The organism is Embleya scabrispora (assembly GCF_002024165.1).
Classification (GTDB): domain Bacteria; phylum Actinomycetota; class Actinomycetes; order Streptomycetales; family Streptomycetaceae; genus Embleya; species Embleya scabrispora_A.
This window is the reverse complement of record NZ_MWQN01000004.1, coordinates 854,061-874,820: the sequence shown is the minus strand read 5'-3', so window position 1 is coordinate 874,820 and position 20,760 is coordinate 854,061. Positions and strand designations below refer to the sequence as shown.

At 73.1% G+C, this 20,760-nt stretch carries 22 protein-coding genes; 10 read left to right on the top strand and 12 right to left on the bottom strand.

What is annotated here, in order from left to right; all coding sequences use genetic code 11:
* Positions 1-76 precede the first annotated feature (76 nt).
* Positions 77-973: an aminoglycoside phosphotransferase family protein gene (locus tag B4N89_RS44325; protein ID WP_078982272.1), complete on the top strand. Its 897-nt coding sequence runs from the start codon at positions 77-79 to the stop codon at positions 971-973.
* 1 nt (position 974) lies between these two features.
* Here the strand turns inward: B4N89_RS44325 and B4N89_RS44320 are convergent, their stop codons facing one another.
* The 4 genes from B4N89_RS44320 to B4N89_RS44305 all read right to left on the bottom strand — a co-directional run bounded on the left by B4N89_RS44320 (position 975) and on the right by B4N89_RS44305 (position 5,667).
* Positions 975-1,325, bottom strand: coding sequence for a GIY-YIG nuclease family protein (locus B4N89_RS44320; protein ID WP_078982271.1), 351 nt, complete (start codon positions 1,323-1,325; stop codon positions 975-977).
* Between the two features lie 233 nt (positions 1,326-1,558).
* Entirely contained in the window at positions 1,559-2,806 is a 1,248-nt protein-coding gene (locus B4N89_RS44315) for a DUF2201 family putative metallopeptidase (protein ID WP_078982270.1), read from the bottom strand.
* Positions 2,803-4,053 (bottom strand): AAA family ATPase, encoded by a 1,251-nt coding sequence (locus B4N89_RS44310; protein WP_078982269.1) that lies wholly within the window; start codon positions 4,051-4,053, stop codon positions 2,803-2,805. The genes B4N89_RS44315 and B4N89_RS44310 overlap by 4 nt, the downstream gene beginning before the upstream one ends.
* Before the next feature lie 174 nt (positions 4,054-4,227).
* The gene (locus tag B4N89_RS44305; RefSeq protein WP_078982430.1) at positions 4,228-5,667 is read right to left on the bottom strand and encodes a hypothetical protein; all 1,440 of its coding nucleotides are present in this window, start codon (positions 5,665-5,667) and stop codon (positions 4,228-4,230) included.
* A 196-nt stretch (positions 5,668-5,863) separates the two neighbouring features.
* Between B4N89_RS44305 and B4N89_RS44300 the strand changes: the two genes are divergently transcribed.
* Positions 5,864-6,682, top strand: coding sequence for an inositol monophosphatase family protein (locus tag B4N89_RS44300; RefSeq protein ID WP_078982429.1), 819 nt, complete (start codon positions 5,864-5,866; stop codon positions 6,680-6,682).
* A 36-nt stretch (positions 6,683-6,718) separates the two neighbouring features.
* Here B4N89_RS44300 and B4N89_RS44295 read toward each other — a convergent pair whose 3' ends face one another.
* The 4 genes from B4N89_RS44295 to B4N89_RS44280 form a co-directional block, all read right to left on the bottom strand.
* Entirely contained in the window at positions 6,719-7,459 is a 741-nt protein-coding gene (locus B4N89_RS44295) for a hypothetical protein (RefSeq protein WP_143658308.1), read from the bottom strand.
* Positions 7,460-7,766: 307 nt separating this feature from the next.
* Positions 7,767-8,273 carry a hypothetical protein gene (locus B4N89_RS44290; protein WP_078982267.1) on the bottom strand — a complete coding sequence of 169 codons (507 nt, stop codon included), beginning with the start codon at positions 8,271-8,273 and terminating at the stop codon, positions 7,767-7,769.
* A 64-nt stretch (positions 8,274-8,337) separates the two neighbouring features.
* Positions 8,338-8,943, bottom strand: coding sequence for a dihydrofolate reductase family protein (locus B4N89_RS44285; protein WP_201261178.1), 606 nt, complete (start codon positions 8,941-8,943; stop codon positions 8,338-8,340).
* 175 nt (positions 8,944-9,118) lie between these two features.
* Positions 9,119-9,484 carry a YybH family protein gene (locus B4N89_RS44280; protein WP_078982266.1) on the bottom strand — a complete coding sequence of 122 codons (366 nt, stop codon included), beginning with the start codon at positions 9,482-9,484 and terminating at the stop codon, positions 9,119-9,121.
* 347 nt (positions 9,485-9,831) lie between these two features.
* Here B4N89_RS44280 and B4N89_RS44275 point away from each other — a divergent pair, with 347 nt between their 5' ends.
* From B4N89_RS44275 to B4N89_RS44260, 4 genes are all read left to right on the top strand, one after another.
* A complete protein-coding gene (locus tag B4N89_RS44275) occupies positions 9,832-10,551 on the top strand; it encodes a sensor histidine kinase (protein WP_235619344.1) in 720 nt (239 codons plus the stop codon).
* Positions 10,539-11,186, top strand: a complete 648-nt coding sequence (locus B4N89_RS44270) for a response regulator (RefSeq protein WP_078982265.1) — start codon at positions 10,539-10,541, stop codon at positions 11,184-11,186. Before B4N89_RS44275 ends, B4N89_RS44270 begins: the two co-directional genes overlap by 13 nt.
* 102 nt (positions 11,187-11,288) lie before the next feature.
* Positions 11,289-12,305 (top strand): nucleotidyl transferase AbiEii/AbiGii toxin family protein, encoded by a 1,017-nt coding sequence (locus B4N89_RS44265; protein WP_101897554.1) that lies wholly within the window; start codon positions 11,289-11,291, stop codon positions 12,303-12,305.
* A gap of 124 nt (positions 12,306-12,429) precedes the next feature.
* Positions 12,430-13,407, top strand: a complete 978-nt coding sequence (locus B4N89_RS44260) for a phosphotransferase family protein (RefSeq protein WP_078982426.1) — start codon at positions 12,430-12,432, stop codon at positions 13,405-13,407.
* Between the two features lie 95 nt (positions 13,408-13,502).
* On the opposite strand, the gene B4N89_RS50395 is transcribed toward B4N89_RS44260, so the two are convergent.
* On the bottom strand, positions 13,503-13,658 hold the full coding sequence (locus B4N89_RS50395) for a hypothetical protein (RefSeq protein ID WP_161501030.1): 156 nt from the start codon (positions 13,656-13,658) through the stop codon (positions 13,503-13,505).
* Between the two features lie 10 nt (positions 13,659-13,668).
* Positions 13,669-15,876 carry an MMPL family transporter gene (locus B4N89_RS44255; protein WP_201261177.1) on the bottom strand — a complete coding sequence of 736 codons (2,208 nt, stop codon included), beginning with the start codon at positions 15,874-15,876 and terminating at the stop codon, positions 13,669-13,671.
* 137 nt (positions 15,877-16,013) lie between these two features.
* On the opposite strand from B4N89_RS44255, the gene B4N89_RS44250 reads away from it, so the two are divergent.
* A complete protein-coding gene (locus B4N89_RS44250; RefSeq protein WP_078982263.1) occupies positions 16,014-16,340 on the top strand; it encodes a PadR family transcriptional regulator in 327 nt (108 codons plus the stop codon).
* Entirely contained in the window at positions 16,337-17,194 is an 858-nt protein-coding gene (locus tag B4N89_RS44245) for a hypothetical protein (protein WP_078982262.1), read from the top strand. Before B4N89_RS44250 ends, B4N89_RS44245 begins: the two co-directional genes overlap by 4 nt.
* A gap of 77 nt (positions 17,195-17,271) precedes the next feature.
* Here B4N89_RS44245 and B4N89_RS44240 read toward each other — a convergent pair whose 3' ends face one another.
* On the bottom strand, positions 17,272-18,222 hold the full coding sequence (locus B4N89_RS44240; protein ID WP_201261176.1) for a hypothetical protein: 951 nt from the start codon (positions 18,220-18,222) through the stop codon (positions 17,272-17,274).
* A gap of 273 nt (positions 18,223-18,495) precedes the next feature.
* Here B4N89_RS44240 and B4N89_RS44235 point away from each other — a divergent pair, with 273 nt between their 5' ends.
* A complete protein-coding gene (locus B4N89_RS44235; protein WP_078982260.1) occupies positions 18,496-19,350 on the top strand; it encodes a class I SAM-dependent methyltransferase in 855 nt (284 codons plus the stop codon).
* 74 nt (positions 19,351-19,424) lie between these two features.
* Positions 19,425-20,012 carry a GNAT family N-acetyltransferase gene (locus B4N89_RS44230; RefSeq protein WP_078982425.1) on the top strand — a complete coding sequence of 196 codons (588 nt, stop codon included), beginning with the start codon at positions 19,425-19,427 and terminating at the stop codon, positions 20,010-20,012.
* A gap of 73 nt (positions 20,013-20,085) precedes the next feature.
* Here B4N89_RS44230 and B4N89_RS44225 read toward each other — a convergent pair whose 3' ends face one another.
* Positions 20,086-20,496, bottom strand: coding sequence for a Fur family transcriptional regulator (locus B4N89_RS44225; protein WP_078982259.1), 411 nt, complete (start codon positions 20,494-20,496; stop codon positions 20,086-20,088).
* Between the last annotated feature and the right edge of the window lie 264 nt (positions 20,497-20,760).

Here is a 20,760-nt window from a genome sequence, read left to right as displayed (position 1 = left end):
CGGGCGGCGGGCGGTAAAGCGGTTGACGGGTGTCGCGGGTGGGCGATCGGATGGTCGGGTGATGAATACAGGCCGGATGCACACCGGTATGCACCCCGTCGACGCCGACCTCGTGCGGCGGTTGGTCGCCCGGCAGTTCCCTCGATGGGCGCAACTCCCGGTGGAGCGGTTTCCGTCGGGTGGCACGGTGAACGGGATGTACCGGCTGGGCGCGGAGATGGTCGTGCGGTTGCCGCTGGTGCGCGGCGCGGTCGCGGACGTCACGCTGGAGCGGGAGTGGTTGCCGCGCCTTGCCGGGCTGCTGCCGACGTCGGTGCCGGAGGTGTTGGGCGCGGGGGAGCCGGCCGACGGGTATCCCTGGCCGTGGTCGGTGTACCGGTGGCTGGCGGGGGAGAACCCGGAGCCGGGCGCGCTGCGGGCACCCGAGCGGCTGGCCGAGGACCTGGCCGGGTTCGTGGCGGCGATGCGCGGGGTCGAGCTTTCGGGAGCGCCGAAGGCCCATCGGGGCGGACCGCTCTCCGCGCTCGACGCCTCGACCCGGTCGGCGATCGAGGAATTGCGCGCGATCCCGGAGGAAGGCGTCGACTGCGATGCCGCGATCGCGGTATGGGAGGACGGACTGCGGGCCGACGCGGGTCGGGACGAGCCGCCGGTGTGGCTGCACGCCGACCTGATGCCGGGCAACGTGCTGGTGGACGAGGCCGGGCGGTTGACCGCGGTGATCGACTTCGGGTGTGTGGGGCTGGGCGACCCGGCCTGCGACCTGTTCCCGGCCTGGAACCTGCTGCCCGCCGGCGCGAGGCGGACCTTCCGCGACGCCCTCGACGTCGACGACGCGGCCTGGGCCCGAGGCCGGGCCCGCACCCTGTCCCAGGCCCTGATCGCCCTCCCGTACTACCGCGAAACCAACCGGGCGATGACCACCAACGCCCGCCACGTCCTGGCGGCGGTGCAGGCCGAAGAGGACGCCTGACCTACGCGGTCGCCTTCGCCTTGAGGGCGGCGATGTGGTCGAGCAGGCGCGGGTCGGCGCGGAACCAGTCGCCGCGGAGGCGCAGGTCCTGGAACGCCGCGTGCAGGCGGCGTTCGTCGGCGATCGAGCCGGGTTCGGTGTGCAGGACCTCGCCCGGGGCGGACCGGTCGGGCCGGCGGCGCAGGTCGGTGGTGAAACCGATCTTGATCCGTCGATCGGTGCGGACGAAGTAGACGAGCCCCTCTCCGAGCATGGTGACCTCGGTGGGTTGTCGGCGCGGGCGCCGGCCGGAGGGGGTCTCCTCCTCGTCGTCGGACCAGCCGTCGTGGGCGAACTCGCAGGTGGCGGCCACGTGTTCGGCGCACAGCGGAACCGGGGCGTCGGGCAGGGCCGGTGCGCGGCACCCGCCGTCGGGGCGGGGCGCGATGCACAGGCCGGTGGCGTCGCTGATGATGACCTCCTCGGCAGGCCGGACCGTTCACGGGTTCGTCGACACGACCCCGGGAACCCCCATGCTTGCATTCCGGTCCGACACCGCGACGCCGGGACGGCGAGGTCGACACGTCGGTGGACCCCCGGGGTCGGTCAGGGAGTTGGGCCGATGGTCACCACATGGGCCCAGTCGGGTGGGAGGTCCGGAACGTAGTCGGGGTCGTCCTCGTTCGCGGAGTAGTCGTGGATGCGGGGGAACAGGCCGACCACCGTGCGGCAGGACGGGCGGGCGCTGGGCCAGGGGGTCTGACCATCCGTCAGCGCCACGACGACGTCGGGGCGGGGGCTGCCGCGCAGGGCTTTGGCGAAGCCCGAGCGCAGGTCCGTACCGCCGCCGCCGAGCAGCGTGATGCCCTCGCCGTCGCACAGCGGTTGCACGATCCGGGCCGCCGCGTCGCACGACACCACGGTGACCAGGTCGCGCCGGCCGCCCACGGCGCGGGAGATGGCGGCCACCTCGAGGAGGGCGCTGCCCAGTTCGGCGTCGCTCACCGACGCGGACGTATCGACCACCACGGCCACCCGGGGCGGTTTGCGACGCAGGCTCGGCAACACGACGCCGGGTACGCCGGCCGAACGGCGGGCCGGTCGGCCGTACGTGTAGTCGTCCGCACCGCCGGCGCCGGCCACCGCCGAGCGCACCGCCGCGCCCAGCAACTGCCGCCACGGCTGCGGCGGATGGAACACCTCCTCCGCCCACCGCCGCCACGACTTCGAGGCATGCCCGGGCCGACCCCGGATGCCCTGCGCCACCCGGAACCGAACCGCGTCCCGCTCCTGCTCACTCAGGCCGTGCGCGCCGTCCGGCCCCAGATCCCACTCCCGTTCCAACCCGTCGGCGCCGCTGCCGCAATCCAGCCACGCCAGGTCCCGCGTGACCAGTCCCATCACGATCTCGCGCAGGTAGGTCTCCATCAACTCGCCCTCGGACAGCCCGAACAGGCCCGGCAGCACGGCGCCTTCGGGCCGGGGCAGGTCGTCGTCGAACGCGTCGTCGTTGATCTCGCAGTCGGCGGCGAGGTTCATCCGCAGCCGGTCCCCGCGGCCGGTCAGCCCGCGCTCGCGTGCCACGCGGTCGCCGCGCCCGTGGTGGTCGCGGAGCAGGTGCGACACCTCGTGCACCCATACGGAGGCCAATTCCTCCTCCGGTGTTCGGGCCACGAACACCGGCGAGACGTAGCACCGCCAGTACCGGTCGACGGCCATCGTCGACACCGTCCGCGACTCGACCACGTGCAGCGCGTACAGGGCGGTGGCCAGGTACGGGCGGGCGCGGGCGGCGTACAGGCGGGCGGCGTAGAGCTTGTCCAGATCGAGCGCCCCCGGCGCGGCGGCGATCATCGACCGGCCCGCGCGGCCACCGCGGTTCGGGCCGCCGCCCGGTCCGCGCGCCGGGACAGCGACACCGCTCCGGCCAATCGCTCGATCGATGCCGGTACCTCCCAGTCCTGGTCGCGCAGCGAGGCGAGAGTGGTGGCGGGGACGACCACCAGGTCCGGGGCGCCGGTGTCGAGCGCGCGGACCAGGATCGCCCAGGCCGCGTCCCAGCGGGGCTTGTCGGGGCGTTTGCGGACCGCCTCGACCACGCCGTCGAGTACGGCCTGACGCAGATCCCCGCGCTCGGGCAGGATCGCGCGGGTCGGGTCGGCGAGCAGGTCCTCGGGGTCCGGGAGGTCCATCCGGTCCAGGGCGGCCAGCAGTTCGAGTCCCGGACCGTCCCCGACGGTGCCCCTGACCAGGAGGGACAACACCTCGCGGGAGGACCCGGCCGCGGTGGCGAAGGCGATCAGCGACACCGTCATGTCCCAGCTGCGCGGCGACGGCCAGGCGCCGCCCCGACGGGTCTCCGAGGTGGGCAGCAGGTGGACGAGTTTGGGGCGGGTGGTGAGCAGCCCGCAGACCGCCCGACGGGCGAAGGCCACGGCCTCGGCGAGTCGTGTCGGGTCCAGGACGGGCAGGGTGGCACGCGGCCAGGTGCCGCCGAGGCCGCGCACCACGACGTCGTGGTCGTGCACCCACTGGAGGTGTACGAAGCGGTTCGCCATCGGCGGGCTCAGCTCCCAGCCGTCGGCGGCCGACGCGCGCGGGTTGGCGGCGGCCACGATCCGGATGCCGGGTGGCAGTTGCAGGGCGCCGACCCGGCGTTCGAGCACGAGCCGGAGCAGGGCGGCCTGTACGGCGGGCGGCGCGGTGGACAACTCGTCCAGGAACAGCAGTCCGCGGCCGGCGCGCACGAGGCGAACGGCCCACTCCGGCGGGGCCATCGGCACCCCGTCGGTCGCCGGATCGTCGCCGACGATGGGCAGGCCGGAGAAGTCGGAGGGCTCGTGCACACTGGCGATCACCGTGGTGAGCGGTAGGTCCAGGGTCTCGGCGAGCTGGGTGAGCGCGGCGGTCTTGCCGATGCCGGGTTCACCCCACAGCAGTACGGGCAGGTCGGCGGCCACGGCCAGGGTCAGGGCCTCCAGTTGGATATCGGGACGGGGTTCGGTGGCGGTGTCCCGCAGGAGGGCCAACAACTCCGCGGCCACCTCGAGTTGGGACGTGCCGCGGGGTGCGGTGGTGTCGAGTGGGGTGCGTGTGGGCATGGTCGATCACCTTTTGGGTTCGGGTGCGGGAGCTTCGGGCACGCGAAGACGCGCACCCACAAGCGCGCGGCAGTACACACGGCAGCGCGCGCGGCAGCGCACGCGGGTGTGCGCGCGGCAGTGCACATGGGTGTGCGTCGGCTCGAAGTTCCCGGAACGGTCGGCGGTTTCGCGTCAGTGCGGGTGCATGTTCCGGGGATGGGCGCGGCGGGTGCGTGGACGGGGACGGTCCGGGAGCGGGATGCGGTCGGGCGCCGGTCCGCCCAGGCCCGCTCGGAACAACCCATGTGTGATCAACCGTTCGGCGGCGTCTTCCAGTTCGTCGCGGAGGAGGCCGCCGCGCGGGAGTGCGTCGGGGCCGAGCAGGCTCTCGACGACGGCGAGCGCGCCGGCGATGTCGCCGTGGTCCAGACGTTCACGGACACCCGCGATGCAGTCCGGGCGACGGTGTGCCGCGTCGATGGCCTGGAGGCAGGGCAGCGGGGTGCCGGTCAGCGCGTGCAGCAGCTCCTCGCGCCGGATCTCGGCCGGATCGTGGTCCAGTGGTGCGAGTACGCCGTCGACCAGGCCGATCCGGTGGCGAGCGCCCCGGCATTCCACGATGTCCGGGCGTCCCGACGGGTGGTCCGCGCGGGCGGGTGCCGCGCCCGGGACATGGCCCGGTACCAACGCCGCGGCGACCAACGGGTGCAGCCGATCCGGCTCGATCAAGCCGGCGCGCAGCAGTTCCAGGTCGGGTGGTGTCCAGGTGGCCGCGTCGGGCAGGACCGGAAGCCCGGTGGCGTCGCCGCCGGGTCGCGTGTCGACGGCCGGAATCCGTACCGTCGACGGCTCGGGGCCGTCATCGTCCGCGACCACGTGCAGGACCAGTCGGCGACGGCCCCCGCAGCGCACCGCGACCAGGCCCGTGCCGGCGGGTCGTCCCTCGGCCCGGAGCAGGATCGCGGCCTCGGCGGCCCATCGGTCGACGGCGCACTCGGCCGGGACCGGTCCCGCCGAGGTCGGGTCCAGTCCCGCCGAGGTCGGATCCGGACCCGAACTCCCCTCGGAGGGTGGCCGATCGGCCCCGGAACGGATCCACAGCTCGGCGCTGCGGCGGGCGTCCCAGAGATGTCGGTGCAGGTCCAGACGGAACCGTCGATGGGGATGGCGGTGCGGATGGTGACGGAAGCCGGCGGCGTCGCGGTGCGATCCGTCCCACAGGGCGAGGGCGATGCGCTGACCGGCGTCCGCCCACGCGGGCGGGGTGCGGGCCACCAGGTGCACCGGCCGCGCGCCGCCGCGCTCCCCGACGTCGTACCGCGCCAGGGACACGGTCAGACCCGGGCGCAGCAGCCCGTCGGGAGCGATCCTCGGCATGTGCCAGCGCAGCAGATCCGGTGCCAGACCACGCAGATCGTCCCGGATCCGGGCGGCGAACTCCCCGCCACGCGTGCGGGCTTCGAAGCGGAGATCGATGTCGACGTCGACGCCTGCGGCGGTACAGGCGGCCTGCCAGTCACCGGCCAGCCGGCGAGTGGTCGCGGTCTCGATCATGGCGGGCGGCACGGCGAACTCGCGCACGCGCAGCCAGAGGGTGAGGCGGGAATCCCGATTCGCGATCGCAGTGAGCATCAGCACTCACCTTGCGCGGTGGGGACCCCCAATCCGTTGACGGAGTGAGTAGTCATCGGCACGAGCTTAGCGCCCTCGACCTCGGAGGGCCAGGGACCCCCCTGGTCGGGGCCGAGGACGGGAACGGGCCGACCACCGAGTGCTCGACGTGCTGACCGCCCGGGGGCTCGTCGAGGACGGCGCGTACGCTCCCCGCATGGCGATCTTGAAGATGGAGACGGATGCGGGGTTGGCCGTACGGGCGGCGCGGGCGGGCTCGGCCGTGGTGCGTGGCATGTACGGGACGTCGCCGGAGCGGTTCGACAAGGGCGCCGGGGACTTCGCCACGGCCGCCGACCTGGACGCGGAGCGGGCCATCCTGGACACCCTCCGCGACGCGCGGCCCGACGACGCGGTCACCGGCGAGGAGAGCGGCCACACCGGTACGGCGGACGCGAAACGCCGGTGGCTGGTCGATCCGTTGTGCGGCACGTTGAACTACGCGGTGGGCAACATGCTGGTCGCGGTGAACGTGGCCCTGCGGGTGGGTACCGAGACCGTCGCGGCGGCCGTGGCGGATCCGTTCGCCGACGAGGTGTTCTGGACCGACGGTTCCGGGGCCCACGGTCGACTCGACGGCGTGGACCGGGACTTGGTGCCGTCGTCCGGGTCGCGGCTGGTGGATGTGAACCTCGATCCGCCGTTCCCCAACGCGCCGTCGTTCCGCGCGGTCCGGCTCCTCGCCGACCCCGACTTCGTCGCGGGCTTCCGGCCGCGCGTGGTGTCCACCACCTTGGCCGTCGCATGGGTGGCCGCCGGCCGCCGGGCCGCCTACGTCACCGACGGCGATCTGCGCGACAGCGTGCACTTCACCGCCGGCATCGCGCTGTGCGAGGCGGCCGGCTGCGTGGTGACGGACCTGTACGGCCGTCCGCCGTACACCGGGGCAGCCGGCCTGATCGCCGCGGCCGACCGGGAAACCCACACCGCGCTCCTGGACATGATCCGCCGGCAGACCCCGGCGGCCGACCGGTAGGCGGGGCGGGCCGACTCCGATCGGTCGGGGCACGCGTCACCGGCCCCGATCCGTCGGTGCGTCGGGCCCGGGAACAGGGCCGGGTACGGGGTGGGGAACAGGCTCGGGCCCGGAATCCGGTCGGTGGTTCGGCAGGCGCAGGTGTCGTCGCGTCGTCGTCGTCACCACGAACGCCATCAGGAGCGCGCCCGTCGCGTGGGCGAGGGCGAGCACCATCCGGGAGTGCAGGAAACCCATCTCCGACCGGATCTGCCCGTCGAGCGGCCCGCTCCAGTCCTTGCCGACCAGGCCCAACAGCCGGGTGAGCGTGGTGAACACGAGTATCCCCACGGCCGACACCAGCACCGGGGTGGGGCCGATCCCGGCGCGTCCGGCACTCCCCGTGCGCCGGTGCCCAGAGCGGCACAGGACGCCGAAGCCGCGCGAAGGGCCGTACCAGGCCGCGCGGTTCCGGGAGACCAGCACGGTCCACCACACGACCAGGGCGATCATCGTCACGCTCGTGACGAAGACGGCCGCCGCCGCCGTGTCGGTGGTGCCGTTCCCGCGGGGCACCATCCGCGCGCCGGTCGATAACGCCTCCGGCTCGACCCACGTGTGCACGCGCGAGGCCAGGTCGGTCCGCCAGTCCCGATAGACGAAGTACGCGTACACATCCGCCACGACCACCGCCAACGACGCCATGGCCGCCGCGATCCCCGTACACCACAGATGCCCGGACGCGACGGGAGGCAGGTCCGAGTCCCGCACCCGGACCGCCAAGTCAGCCAAACCCACGGATCGATCGGCCACGGCCCGCCCCTCGTTCTGGAATTCCTGCGTCCCCCAAGAATGCTGACCCGGATTCCCCCCGACCAGCCCGAACCCACATCCGACCGACCGACGTCGCGGCCGGCATGAGCGCATGCCCCGGCCGGGTCAGGGGCCCGATTCGGGTGTTCGGGGGAGATCGGGGGTTGTGCGGGTGTGTGGGCTTCACAGGGGAGCGGGCCGGCGTCGAACCGTCGCGATGAACTCGAATCCCACCGGGGCGGCGGGGCGTGGGGCGTGAGGTCCCGGTGCGGCCGACGCGGACGGCCGGCGGCTACGCGGTCGGGTGGGGGTTCGCGCCGGGGTCCGGCTCGACGGGTGTGGCGTGGCGGAGTGCGTCGTCGATCGTGTCGGCCAGGGCGTGGAGTTGCCCGACCCAGTCCGGGCGGGACATGGTCAGCGGCGCGATGCGGGCGCAGCCGGCCGTGGTGATCACCGCCACGGTCTCGGCGGCGGTCAGGGGCACCGCGCCGATCACCGGTCCGGCCGGGCTGGCGTACGGGTCCAGGTAGGGCAGCAGGTCCCGGTCGACGCCGGGCCGGGCCAGACCGGGGCGGGGGTCCACCTCGGTCGGCCCGTACGGACGCAACTCGGCGAGCGTGTGTTCGATGGCGCCGGCGAGGGCCCAGGCGGGGCCGCCCGGACGGCCCAGGCCGCACAGCCAGGCCCCGGCCCGGCCGCCGGCCGCGGTGATCCGCTCCAGGGCCGCGCGTTGTTCGGGGGAGATCTGCGGATCCGCGGCGGGGCGGGAACCGTCGGGCGGCGAGGCGTGGTTGCTCATACCCCGTTGAACGAGCGACGGCCGAACACGATGCTGTGCACGCCGCCGACACCGGCGCCCGGCCCTACCGGGACAGGTGCACCTTGGCGTCGTCGTACGAGGCGTCTTCGGCCGCGGCGGCCGGGCCGTACACGAGGTGGAGCACGCCGGATCCGAACGCCTTCGACGAGATCAGCCGAAGTGGGATCGCCTCCTCGCCCTCGGCGAACAGCCGCATGCCGGTGCGCACCGCGATCGGGTGTACGAACAGGTGCAACTCGTCCACCAGTCCGGCGTCCAACAGCAGGCGCACGATCGAGACCGAGCCGCTGATCGAGATGTCGGCGCCGGGCTCGTCCTTGAGTGCGGTGACGGCGGTGACGACGTCACCGCGCAACTGCTCGGAGTTGCGCCAGGTGAACGCCAACTCGCCGCGCGACACCACGATCTTGCGCGCGTCGCCGATCGCCTTTCCGAAGGCGGCGTCGTCGCCACCGGCCGTCTCCCGCTCCGGCCAGGCTCCGGCGAAGCTGTCATACGTCTTGCGACCCAGCAGGAGGGTGTCGGACGTTTCGAGCAGCGTGCCGACGGCCGCCCCCATCTCGTCGTCGAAGTAGGGGAAGTGCCACTGGTCGGGCGCCTCCACGACGCCGTCGAGCGAGATGAACAGGCCGGCGGTGATCTTCCTCATGATGTGCTCCAGAGTGCTGCGGTCGGTGCGGTGTCGCTGTCGTGGAGGTAGACGCCGACCGCCCGCGAAACTCATCGGTGCGGGCGGGGCCGATGGGAAACGGCGCCGACCGACCCGGCGCCGACCGACCCCGCGCACGCCGACGGCCGCCCGGGTCGGGGCGGCCGTCGGGGGTTCAGCGGGTGGGTGGGGCGAATTCGGGCTGGTCGAGCACCCGCAGCCAGCTTCCGTCGGGCTGGCGTCGGACCACCTGGGCCCGGGCTCCGGAGCCGTCCTTCGGCGGGGTCGAGGTGAGCGCGATGTCGCCGTTGACCAGCGTCGGCAGCGGTTCCTCGGGCTCGAAATGCGGCCGGTTGGCCAGCACCTTCGCCCACAGCTCGCGGATGGCCTCCCGGCCCACGGTCGTGCTGCCCGGCGGGTAGGCCAGTACGGCGTCCTCCGCGTAGAGCGCGGCGACCCCGGCGGCGTCGCCGGCGTTGGACCGTTCCACGAACAGGCGGGTGATGTCCTCGGGACGCATGGCCTTCTCGTACTCGGACATGGCTCTTGTTCCTTTCTCGGAGTGTCGCGGCCTTTCGTCGACTCCATCCTGCTCGCCGATCCATCAGAATTCCAACAGATGGTTCTGATAGATGCCAGAAGTATTGGTCATGGTCGGGGAGGGTGGACGCGAACGCCTGGCCCCGACACCGCGGCGGCCTGCATGTGGCGGATACACCCCGGACCGGGTACTGCGGATCCGGTACTCCGGTACTCGTCCCCCGGAAGGACGCCCGGGCGCCGCACACGTTCATAGGGTCGCCGTAGTGTGCGCGGCCCCGAGGCCGCCGCGCGTGGTGGGTGGTGTGCGTGCTGTGTGTCCGGAACGGGGCCGAGAAAGTGGCGAGTGTGCGTGACCGAGCGAAATCGCTGTGGTGTGAGGTGTGGCGGGACCGGGTGTGCGTGCGCGCCTCGAACCGGGGGCCGGTCGGCGCCGCGCGGACGATGAAGGCGGCCCCGAGCCGGGCGGACGTGCTCGACGCCCACGGCGCGGAGTTGCGCCGCATCGAACGCGACCTGCACGACGGCGCCCAGGCCGGTCTCGTCGCGGTGGCCATGCGGCTCGGCGTCGCCCGGGACCTCCTGGGCGCCCAACACCCGGTCGTCGCCGACCTGTTGCGCGAGGCGATGGAGGGGGCGGAGGAGGTGTTGACCGAACTGCGCGACGTCGTCCACGCCATTTACCCGCCGATCCTGGCCGACCGCGGCCTTGCGGGAGCCGTCGACGCGGTCGCCGCCCGGACCGGGGTCACCACGGATGTCCGGCTGGGCGAACTCGGCCGACTGCCCGCCGCCATCGAGGCCGCCGCCTACTTCGTCGTGGCGGAAACGCTCGCCAACACCACCAAGTACAGCCGGGCACGCCGCGCCCACGTCGGCCTGACCCGCCGTGACGGCACCCTGGTGGTCGAGGTCGCGGACGACGGCGTCGGCGGCGCGGACGAGCGCAACGGCACCGGAATCGACGGCATCCGGCGCCGCGTGGCCGCGCTGGACGGCCGGGTGGCGATCACCAGTCCGATCGGCGGACCCACCGTCGTCACCGTGGAGTTGCCGTGCGCGTCGTGATCGCCGAGGACAACGCGCTGCTGTCAACCGGCCTCGAACTCATCCTCTCCGCGCGGGACATCGGCGTCGACGCGGTGGTCACCGACGCCCCCGGCCTGATCGCCGCGGTGCGAACACACGCGCCGGACCTGGTCGTCACGGACGTCCGGCTGCCGCCGACGTTTCGCGACGAAGGACTTCGCGCCGCACTGGAACTGCGCCGCATGCGCCCCGGCCTGCCGATCCTGGTCCTGTCGCAGTACGTCGAGCACGTCTACGCCCGGGACCTGTTGTCCGACGGCGTGGGCGGCGTCGGCTACCTGCTCAAGGACCGCGTGGGTCGGATGAGCGAATTCGTGGACAGCCTGCGGCGGGTCGTGGCCGGCGAGACCGTGCTGGATCCCGAGGTCCTGTCGCAACTGATGACGGCCGCCGCCGGCAGCCCCCTGGAACCGCTCAGCCCCCGAGAGCACGAAGTGCTCGCGCTGATGGCCCGCGGCCTGGACAACGGCGAGATCGCCGAGATCCTGCTCATCACCGCCAACGCGGTACACAAACACGTCGGCAACATCTTCGGCAAACTCGGCCTGCTCGCGTCCGACGCCGGTCACCGCCGCGTGCGGGCGGTGCTCACGTACCTCCGCGACAACCGCTGACGGTCGTGTGCCGTCGGCGGTCGTATGCCGTCGGGGGACGGGGGGCCGTGTCGGCTTCGGTCGGTACAGTCGCCGGCCGGGCGCGAAGTCGAGGAGGAGCGGATGGCAAACGCCGTCGACCCGGACGAGGATACGTCGGTGCGTCGGCGGTCGGCCCATCGTGCCGTGCTCGACCACCTGTTGGAGCTCGTGGCGGCCGCGCCGTGGAGCGATTGTGTGATGCTGCGCGGGAGCATGGCCATGGCCGCGTGGATGGGAGAGCGGGCGCGGGAGCCGGCCGACCTGGACTTCGTGGTGCTGCCGGCGCCGACCGTCCCCATCGATCCGTCGGCGCCACACCCCTACCTCGACGCCGTCGCGACCGTGCAGCAATGGCCGGAGGCGGTCGACGGGGCGGCCGGATACGAGATCTGGACCGACGGTGAGCGGGAGTTCGAGACGCGCGGCGTGCGGGTGATCGCGCCGCCCGAGGGGCTTCGCTGGGATACGGACCCGGATCCGGTGGGGCCGATCCCGGCCTACGAGGACCTGATCCAGTGGATCGGGAACCGGCCGGAGGTGGCGCCGGGCCTGGTCCTGGACGTGAACGGCATGCGTCGGGACGGCACTTGGGACTACGCGTACGACGGGCAGGGCGCGGGCGGAATGCGCGTCCTGATCCCCTGGGAGGCGGAGGGACTGCCGCCGGGGGAGGCGCGGCTCGACTTCGCCTTCGACGAGAAGCTGCACCAACCTCCGGTGTGGACCCGGATACCGCGCGCCGACGGCGGGCCGGGGCCGGTGGTGCGTACCGCGAGCCGGGAACTGTCCCTGGCCTGGAAGCTGGTGTGGCTGCATCTCGACGGCGGCGAGGACAGCCGGCCCCGAAGCAAGGACCTCTACGACGCCGTCCTGCTGGCCGAGGACGAACGCACCCGGCTCACCACGGAGTTGCTGCGCCGAGTCGGCAGCGGTTACATCCGGAGCGTACCCGAGCACGGATTCGACCCGGACGCGGTTCCCGTCGAGGAATCGGACTGGTCCACCCTGCTCGCGGACCTCCCCGGAGCGCGCGGCACCGCCCGGCAGTGGCTCGGCCGGCTGGACGCGGCGCTGGCACCGGTGTTCGCGACGCGCTGACCCTGCCTGGGATTCGCTCGTCGTGCACGAGGCGGGGAAATCGATCGCCCGCGCACGACGGCTCGCGTAGGGTGCCCCGGTTGTCGAACCGGGAAGGCGGGTCGCGGACGTGGCGCCGAGCAATGTGACACGGGATCAACTGGCGGGAGCGGTACGGGCCGCACTGGGCGGCGGGCGGCGGTTGGCGGGGATCGAGCGGCTCACGGGCGGTACCCGCAAGGGCGTGTACCGGTTGACGATGGACGACGCGACGTCGGTGATCGGGTATCTGTGGGCGGACTCGGAGAACTACTGGCCGGCGCACGAGGGCGACGACGACGTCGCCGATCCGTTCTCGCCGGGTGTCGGGCTCGACCTGTTCGAGGCGGCGCACGCCCGGCTGGACGCGCTGGGTCTGCGGGTGCCGAAGGTGTATCTGGTCGACCGCGACCGGGCGTACTTCCCGGCCGATCTCGCCATCGTGGAGGACTTCCCCGGCGAGGACCTGATGACCAGGTTCGAGCGCGACCCGCACGCGGCGGAGCCGACGATGGCGCGTCTGGTGGAAGGGTTGGCGGCGATGCGGGCGTATCGGGCGCCGACGTACGGCAAGGTGGCGCTGATCGACGGGGGCGGTACGGCGCGGGGCACCTCCTGCGAGGGCGTCGTGCTGGACTTCGCGCTGCGCAACCTCGCCGAGGCGGCCGGGCGCGACGCGAGGATCGCCGCGGCCCGGGACCGCCTGGAGGAAAGGCTGCGCGACCTCGCCTCGGCGGTACTGCCCCGCGCCGAATACTCGGTGATCCACGGCGAACTCGGCCTGGACCACGTCCTGGTGGATCGGGACGGCCATCCGGTGCTGATCGACATCGAGGACCTGATGTACTTCGACGTCGAATGGGAGCACGTGTTCCTGCGCATCCGCCTCCACGACGACTACCGCCGGGTGGCGGTGGACGACCTCGACGAGGCCCGACTCGCCCTGTACATGCTCGCCCAACGCCTGTCCCTGACGGCGGGCCCGCTACGCCTGCTCGACGGCGACTTCCCCAACCGGAAGTTCATGCAGGAGATCGCCGAACACAACCTCAACGAGGCCCTGTTGCTGGTCGCCCCCGCATAGGAGCCGACGCGCGTGGGCGGTCCTCCGGACCTCCGATCGCCCGGGCGTGGTGAGGTGTTTCGGGACTTTCGGGCCCCTCCGGCGGCGGGCCCGGGTCACCAATTGCTCGACGAGTTGCCGGGACGGGAGGTGTAGCGGCCGGTGCGCCGCCCCTCCCGTGCCCGGCGACCGAGCGTGGCGCCGAGCAGCGCGACGAAGGCGATCCCGATCACCATCGGCCCGACGACGACGAGGACCACCAGGAGCGGCATCGGCACGTGATCAGCCCGTTTCGGGTCGTGGGGGTTCGGCGTCGATCCGGTCCAGGGTACGGGCCGGGCCCGAGGCCACGCCAGGGTGCTCCGCGTGCTCCGGCCCGTCGACACCCCGGCCTCCGCGAGGGCCACCCGCGTGGTGTGGGAACCACCAGTTGGCCCGCCCCATCAGGGTCACCAGCGCGGGCGCGAGCACCCCTCTGACGATCGTCGCGTCCACCACGATGCCGACCCCGAGAGCGGTGGCCAGGATCTTCACGTCGGTGACCGGGACGGTGGACAACGCGACGAAGGCCAGGAACAGGATCAGCGCGGCCGAGGTGACCAGCCTGCCGGTACGGCCGATGCCGATCACGACGGCCTCCTCGGTGGTGTCCCGGACCCCTCGGGCGGCGAGGTCGAGGTGCGCCTCGCGGATCCGGGTCAGGATGAACACCTCGTAGTCCATGGACAATCCGAACAGGAACGCGAACACCGCCATCGGCACCCACACGGTGATCGCCCCCGTGGCCGGGGTGTCGAAGAGCAGTTCGCTGCCGTAGCCCTTCTGCCAGATCAGTACGACCGCGCCGTAGGCGGCGGCCACCGACACGGTGTTCAGCACGAGGGCCTTGACCGGCAGCCAGATCGAGCGCAACGACCGCATCAGCACGAGGAACGTGAACACCGCGATCGCCGCCAGGACCAGCGGCAACGCTCCGTAGACGGCGTCCGCGAAGTCGCGATCCTGCGCCGGGCCGCCACCCGCGTGCACCCCGGGCATGGCGCGCGCCGCGGCCAGGACGCGGCCCACCGCGGCGCGACCCGCGTCGGTGGCGGGGTCCTCGGCCGTCCACACGTCCACGACGCGCAGGCCCCCGCTGTTCCACCCGGCGGGGGCGATCGTGCCGGCCACGCCGGGTTCGGCCGCCAACCGCCGGGCCAATGCCTCCGGTTCGCCGTCGGTCGCCACCTCGATCGGCTGGGCGATCCCCGTGCCGAAGCCGGCACCGTCGATCGCGGCGAACACCCGCGCGGGTTCGCCGCCGCGGCCGAGCGCCGTCACCTGGGGCTGCCCCACCCGCATGGTCAGTGCGGGTGCGGCGAGGGCGAGCAGCAGCGCGCCGCCGAGCACCGCGGCCAGGACCGGCCGGCGCGTGGTGGCCCGGGCGATCGCCGACCACGCTCGGCCCTCCGGACGCCGGGTGCGGCGCGGCACGTCCAGCCGGGCGCCGCACACGTACAGCAGCACCGGCAGCAGGGTCAGCGTGACCGCGACGCTCACCAGCGGCATCAGCAGACCCGCGTAGCCGACGCTGCGCAGGAACGGAACGGGCAGTACGACCAGCGCGGCCAGGGACAGTGCGACGGTCGCGCCGCTGAGCAGGACCGCGCGGCCGGCGGTGGTCGCGGCGCGCACGATCGCCTCGACGCGCCCGGCCGGATCGGGACCGCCCGCGCGGTCGCGTTCCTCGCGCCATCGGGTCGCCACGAGCAGCGCGTAGTCGATCGCGATGCCCAGGCCGATCAGGGCGACCAGGTACTGCACGATGAACGACACGTCGGTGACCCGGGTGAGGCCGCCGACGAGCAGGAACGTCGTGGGGATGGCGATCGCGGCGGTCAGGAGCGGGATCAGGGCCAGGCCGCCGGCGAAGGTCAGGCCGAGTACGACCAACGCGCCCAGCGCGCCGAGCAGGGTCTCGGCGATCGGGCTGCGGGCGGCGCCGTTGTCGCGTCCGGACAGCAGCGGCCGGCCCGTGACCCCGACGGGCGCGCCGGCGATCCGGACCCCGGCCACCGCCGCCCGCACCCGGGCCGGCGCGTCGCCGTACGCCTTCGGGCCCTCGCCGCCGGGCGGGTAGACCAGGGCCACCGTGCTGCGCCCGTCGGCCGAGATCAGCGCCGGGTCGCCGGTGGACGCGAACGACGCGTGCCGGCCGCCGGGCGGGGTGGCGCGTCGCACGGCCGCGTCGAACGCGTCGCGCACCTCGGCCTCGTCGGCGCGGCGGCCGTCCGGGACGGTCACCTCGACGAGCAGCGGGGCGTTGCGGCCGCCGGTGCCGCCGAAGCGCTCCCGGATGAGGTCGTTGGCCTGTTGCCCGGGCCGGCCGGGCAACTCCGAGCCCTGGCTCAGCCGATCGACGGTGTCGCCGACGGTGGCGATGCCCGCCGCGGCGAGCACCAGCCAGACCAGGATCACCAGGCGCCGGTGTCCGAGGACCCAACGCGTCATCGTCTCCACGACGGACGCCCCCCGTTTCGCATGGATAGGCACGCTACTCATGCGGCGGGAGTCTATACATAACGTCGCTACCTATCGGCGAGGGGCGTGTAGTCTCGCTACGCATCGCCGGTGTAGCCTGCCGACCCATGAAGGCCGAAGTGCTCAAAGGGCATCTCGAAGGCATGCTCCTGGCCGTGTTGGAGTCCGGCGAGCAACACGGCTACGCGATCGTCGAGGAGTTGAAGTCCCGCAGCGGCGGGCACATCACGCTGCCGACGGGCACCGTGTATCCGGCGCTGCACCGGCTGGAGACGGCGGGTCTGATCGCCGGACGGTGGTCGGTGCACGGGGGGCGGCGCCGGCGCAGCTACACGCTGACTCGGGCGGGGAAGCGAGCGTTGAGCGAACAGCGCTCGTCCTGGCGGGAGTTCGCCGACGTCGTATCCGGCGTGCTGGGGGTCGAGCCCGCGTGAGTCCCGCTCCCGCGCCCGGCGATGGGTACGAGTCCGAGCCCGATGCCGCGCCGGCGGCCGTACACGCGGCCGAGCCGGACGCCGTGTCCGACGTCGCGCACGCGGCCCTGCCCGACGCCGTGCTCGGCGTCCGGCTCGCCGTCGCGTCCGACGCCGTACTCGGCGTGCGGTCCGCCGTCGTGTCCGACGCCGTGATCGACGACTATCTTCGCCGTGTCGCCGCCGAGTTGACCGGCACGCGGGCTCGGCGTCGGGCGATCCTCGACGAGGCGCTGGACGGACTGCTCGCGGCGGCCGAGGCGCACCTGGAGGACTGCGGCGACCCCGAGGAGGCCGGCCGCCGTGCCGTGGCCGAGTGGGGGTCGCCGACCACCGTGGCCGAGGCCTACAACGCCGCCACCGGCCGACGGCGGGCGCGGCGACAGGTCCTGACCGCGCTCGGAGCGCTGCCGGCGCTGGCGAGCGTATGGTCCACCGCCATGCTGACCGGTCCGGCCGGCCCCTGGGAGCGGCGGCCGCCCGTCCTGGACGCGGGTCTGGGGCTGCTCGCCTTCGGGACCGTCCTGGCCGCGGCCTCGGCGCTGTCCGGGCTGCGCGCGGCGACCGGTCCGCGGGCCGCCCTGCCCGACGCGGCCCCGCCGCTGCGCGAGGCGGCGACCGCCACGTTCGGCGTACTCCTCGTCCTGGCCACCCTGCTCATGCTGGTCGTCAACCGCGGCGTCACCGCCCCCGCCTCGCTCGCCTGGCCGCTGATCGCACCGGCCGCCGTGCTGAACATCGCCCTCGCCGCACACCTGACCGGCACCTGGCGCCGCCTACGCGCGCACCGCCCCGTGCGTCCCCGCCGGCCCTGACGGTTCACCGCCGAGGACGCGTGGGCCGGGGAGGGGCGGGCCACCGGGCGTCGGCCCTGTGACCCACCCCTACCGGCTCAGCGCTTGCGCTTGAACTCGTACACCGTCGCGCGCGCGGCGCAGTCGCGCGGCGGGATCATCTCGACGCGCAGCACACCGGTGTGCCGGTCGTAGTCGTTGCCCTCGGTCTCGAAGTCGACGGCCGTGCCGGGGCAGGCGCTGAGCTGCGGAAGCGCGCCGAGCGAGGTCACGTGCCCGGTGACGGTGCGACCGTTCAGCGCCTTCTTCAGGTCGATCTGCAACAGCGGCTTGGCCTCGGGGAACAACTTGCGGTCGGAGTCGTCCGACGCGCACAGCAGCCGCTTCGCGTCCAGGAACGTACAGCCCTGGATGTCCTTGACCGGACGGTCCAGTTCGATGGTGCCGGCGAGCGCGAGGTCGCCGCCGGTGCGCGCCGTGGCGGGGTTGAGCAGCGGGGTGGGGAAGACGAGCAGGCGGTTCATCGTGTCCCATTCGCCGGAGACCATCCAGCGGCTGTCGGGGGAGATCGCGGCGAACGAGTTGTTCATCGCCTCGCCGGCCGCGAGCGGGTGCACGTACTCGTAGGCCGCGCCCGACGGCGTGGTCACCCGGAACATCTTCGCCGTCGCGTCGCCGCCGCCCTGGTACGCGTCGAACAGGTAACCGCGAGAGGAGTCCGGGTCGCCGATGTGCGACCAGCCGCGCTCGCGCACCGGGGCGGGGATCGAGGTGTTGCCCGTGTAGTACAGGTACGGCTTGGCGCCGTGCGGACGCACGTTGGCCAGTCCCTGGGCCTGCGACGCGGCGTCGATCTCGTACCGCCCGATCGGCTGCCACCCCTTGATCGAGGACGGGAACGCCGGCTTCGCCCGCGCCGCCTGCTCGTCGGACGCCTCCGCCGCGTGCGCCGTGCCCGTGAGCCCGACCGTCGCACACAGCGCGACGCACGCCGCCCCGGCCGCCACGCCGCGTACCGCCGACCGCAAACCTCGGACCATCGACCTCATGTGCACCGAACTCCTCTGCCGTGCCAGTGCCGTACCGACAGGTCCGGCCGCCAAGACCCTGGCGCAACGCGATGGCCGCCGGGCACCGCACACCTGAACACCGGCCGACCAATGCCCCACGTTCCGGAATCCCGGCGTCCGCATATCGGCGGGACGCGCGCGGGTACGTTCGTCGAGGACGATGGGCAATCATCGAAGGAAGGCCCGGGTTCGGGGGGCGTACGGGGTGGGCAACCGGGGGGTGGGTGTGCTTCCTGTCGAGAGGTGGCGTCGATGACGGACGGGTCCGGTGGGACGCGGCATGGCATTCCGGCGGCGGTCGAGAAGACCTATGGGGCGGACGATCTCGGCGCGACGGGGTTGTTCGGCGGTGGGTTCATCAACTTCGGCTACTGGCACGGGATCGACCTCGATCGGGCGCTCACCGAGGAGGATCGCATCGCCAGTCAGCGGGCCCTGTACCGGCATGTGCTGGACGCGTTGGCGCCGGGCGAGGGGCTGCGGGCCCTGGAGGTGGGCTGCGGGCTGGGGGCCGGGAGCGCGGTGGCGCTGGAGGAGTACGGCTTCGCCCTCGTCACCGGCATGGACATCCATCCGGAGCAGTTGCGGCGGGCGGAACGGGCCACCGCCGAGTCGTCCGCCCGCCGGCCCGGGGGGTTGCGGTTCGTGCGCGGGGCGGCCGAGGACATGCCGTTCGGCGACGGCGGGTTCGACTGCCTGTACAGCGTCGAGGCGGCCCAGCACTTCCGTGACCTCGGGGCGTTCGCCCGCGAGGCCGCACGGGTGTTGCGGCCCGGGGGACGCATGGCCGTGGCCACCTTCCTCGTTCCCGACGCCGATCCGGCCCGGGCGCGGCGGCCGGCCGAGTTGTTGCACACGTTCGCCGAGGGCCTGGATGTACCGCACACCGTCCCGGAGTTGACCGGCGCCCTCGAACGAGCCGGGCTCGGCGACATCCGGGTCGACTCGATCGGGGCGTCGGTCTGGCCCGGATGGGACCGCTGGCTGGAGCGCACCTGGGCGCCCGGCACCTGGCCGCACAACTTCCTCCTGGCCTACCGCGAGGGCACCCTCGACTACTTCACCGTCACCGCCCGCCGCCCCGAGAGCGGGGCGACCGGTCGGTGATTCCGGCCGCCCGGCAGGCGCACCGCGCGATGCGCGGTTTCGCCTCGGGACGGATCAGCGGGCAGGATCGGGCCATGACCTCATCCCCCGCATACCTCCTGCCGAGCGAGATCCGCGTACAGGGCCACGGGCTGTGGCTGCGCGAGTGGACCGACGACGACGTGCCGGCCATGGTCGAGCTGTTCGACGAGCCCGAGATCGACCGATGGACACCGCTGACCTCGCCGTTCGACGCCGAGGCCGCGCGGGCGTACCTGGCGCGGGCCCGCGCGTCCCGCGCCCTGCATCGGGGCATCCAACTGGCCATCACCGTCGACGGCGGCGAACCGTGCGGCGAAGTCCTGCTGTTCCCGGTCGCCGACGGCCCCGGCATCGACCTGGGCTCCGAGGCCGCGCGGCCGAGTCGGGTGGGGGAGATCGCCTACGGAATCGGCGCACGGCACCGCCGCCAGGGCCTGGCCGGCCGCGCGGTGCGCCTGATGACCGCGTACGCCCGCGACGAACTCGGCATCGACGCGGTGATCCTGCGCATAGCCGCCGACAACGCCGCGAGCATCGCCGTCGCCCGATCCACCGGCTTCCACCACACCGACGCCGAGCCGATCACCCGCGACCGCCGCGACGGCCACGTCGTCCTGCACACCTGGCTGCACCGCGCCTAGCGCGTGTCTTCGAACTCCCGCCGAGCACCACTGATCCGGTGGGCTGCCGAGGCGGTCACCGGCCCCGGAAGCGCTACGCGCAGGATGGACACACGCCGCGGTATGTGACCTCGACCGCCGAGACGGTGAAGCCGAAGCGTTGGTCGGTGGGGAGGTCGGTCAGGGGGTCGCCGGCCGGCTGTACGTCGCGGATGGTGCCGCACCGGGAGCAGACCAGGTGCTGGTGTGGGCGGTGCGCGTTGGGGTCGTAGCGCTTGGCGCGGCCGTCGGTGGACACCTCGATGACCTCGCCCAGCGAGACCAGTTCGCCCAGCGCGTTGTAGACCGTGGCGCGGGAGATCTCGGGCAGGCGCGCCACCGCGCGCGCGTGGACCTCGTCGGCCGTCAGATGCACGTGGTCGCCGTCGAGGACCTCGGCCACGACACGCCGCTGCGACGTCATCCGCCAACCACGCGCGCGCAGTCGCTCCAGCAGGTCACTCATATCGGTTCACCTATTCAGGTTCGGTGGAAACCCGAGTTTACCGGCGGAGGTCCGGGTTCCGGTTGGATATGGAATTGGCGCACATCTTGACTTGGACTCTGTCCATCGTAGGATCGGTTCTGGCGCCGGCCAAGAGTCGGGAACACCCCACTACGGCAGGAGACGGAGACGTGACGGGACCACCGCCGTGGAACCGCGCGGTGCCGGCCTGACGAAGCCGGCCGCCGGCGCGGGACCCGTACCACGCGGTGAACCGACCGCGAC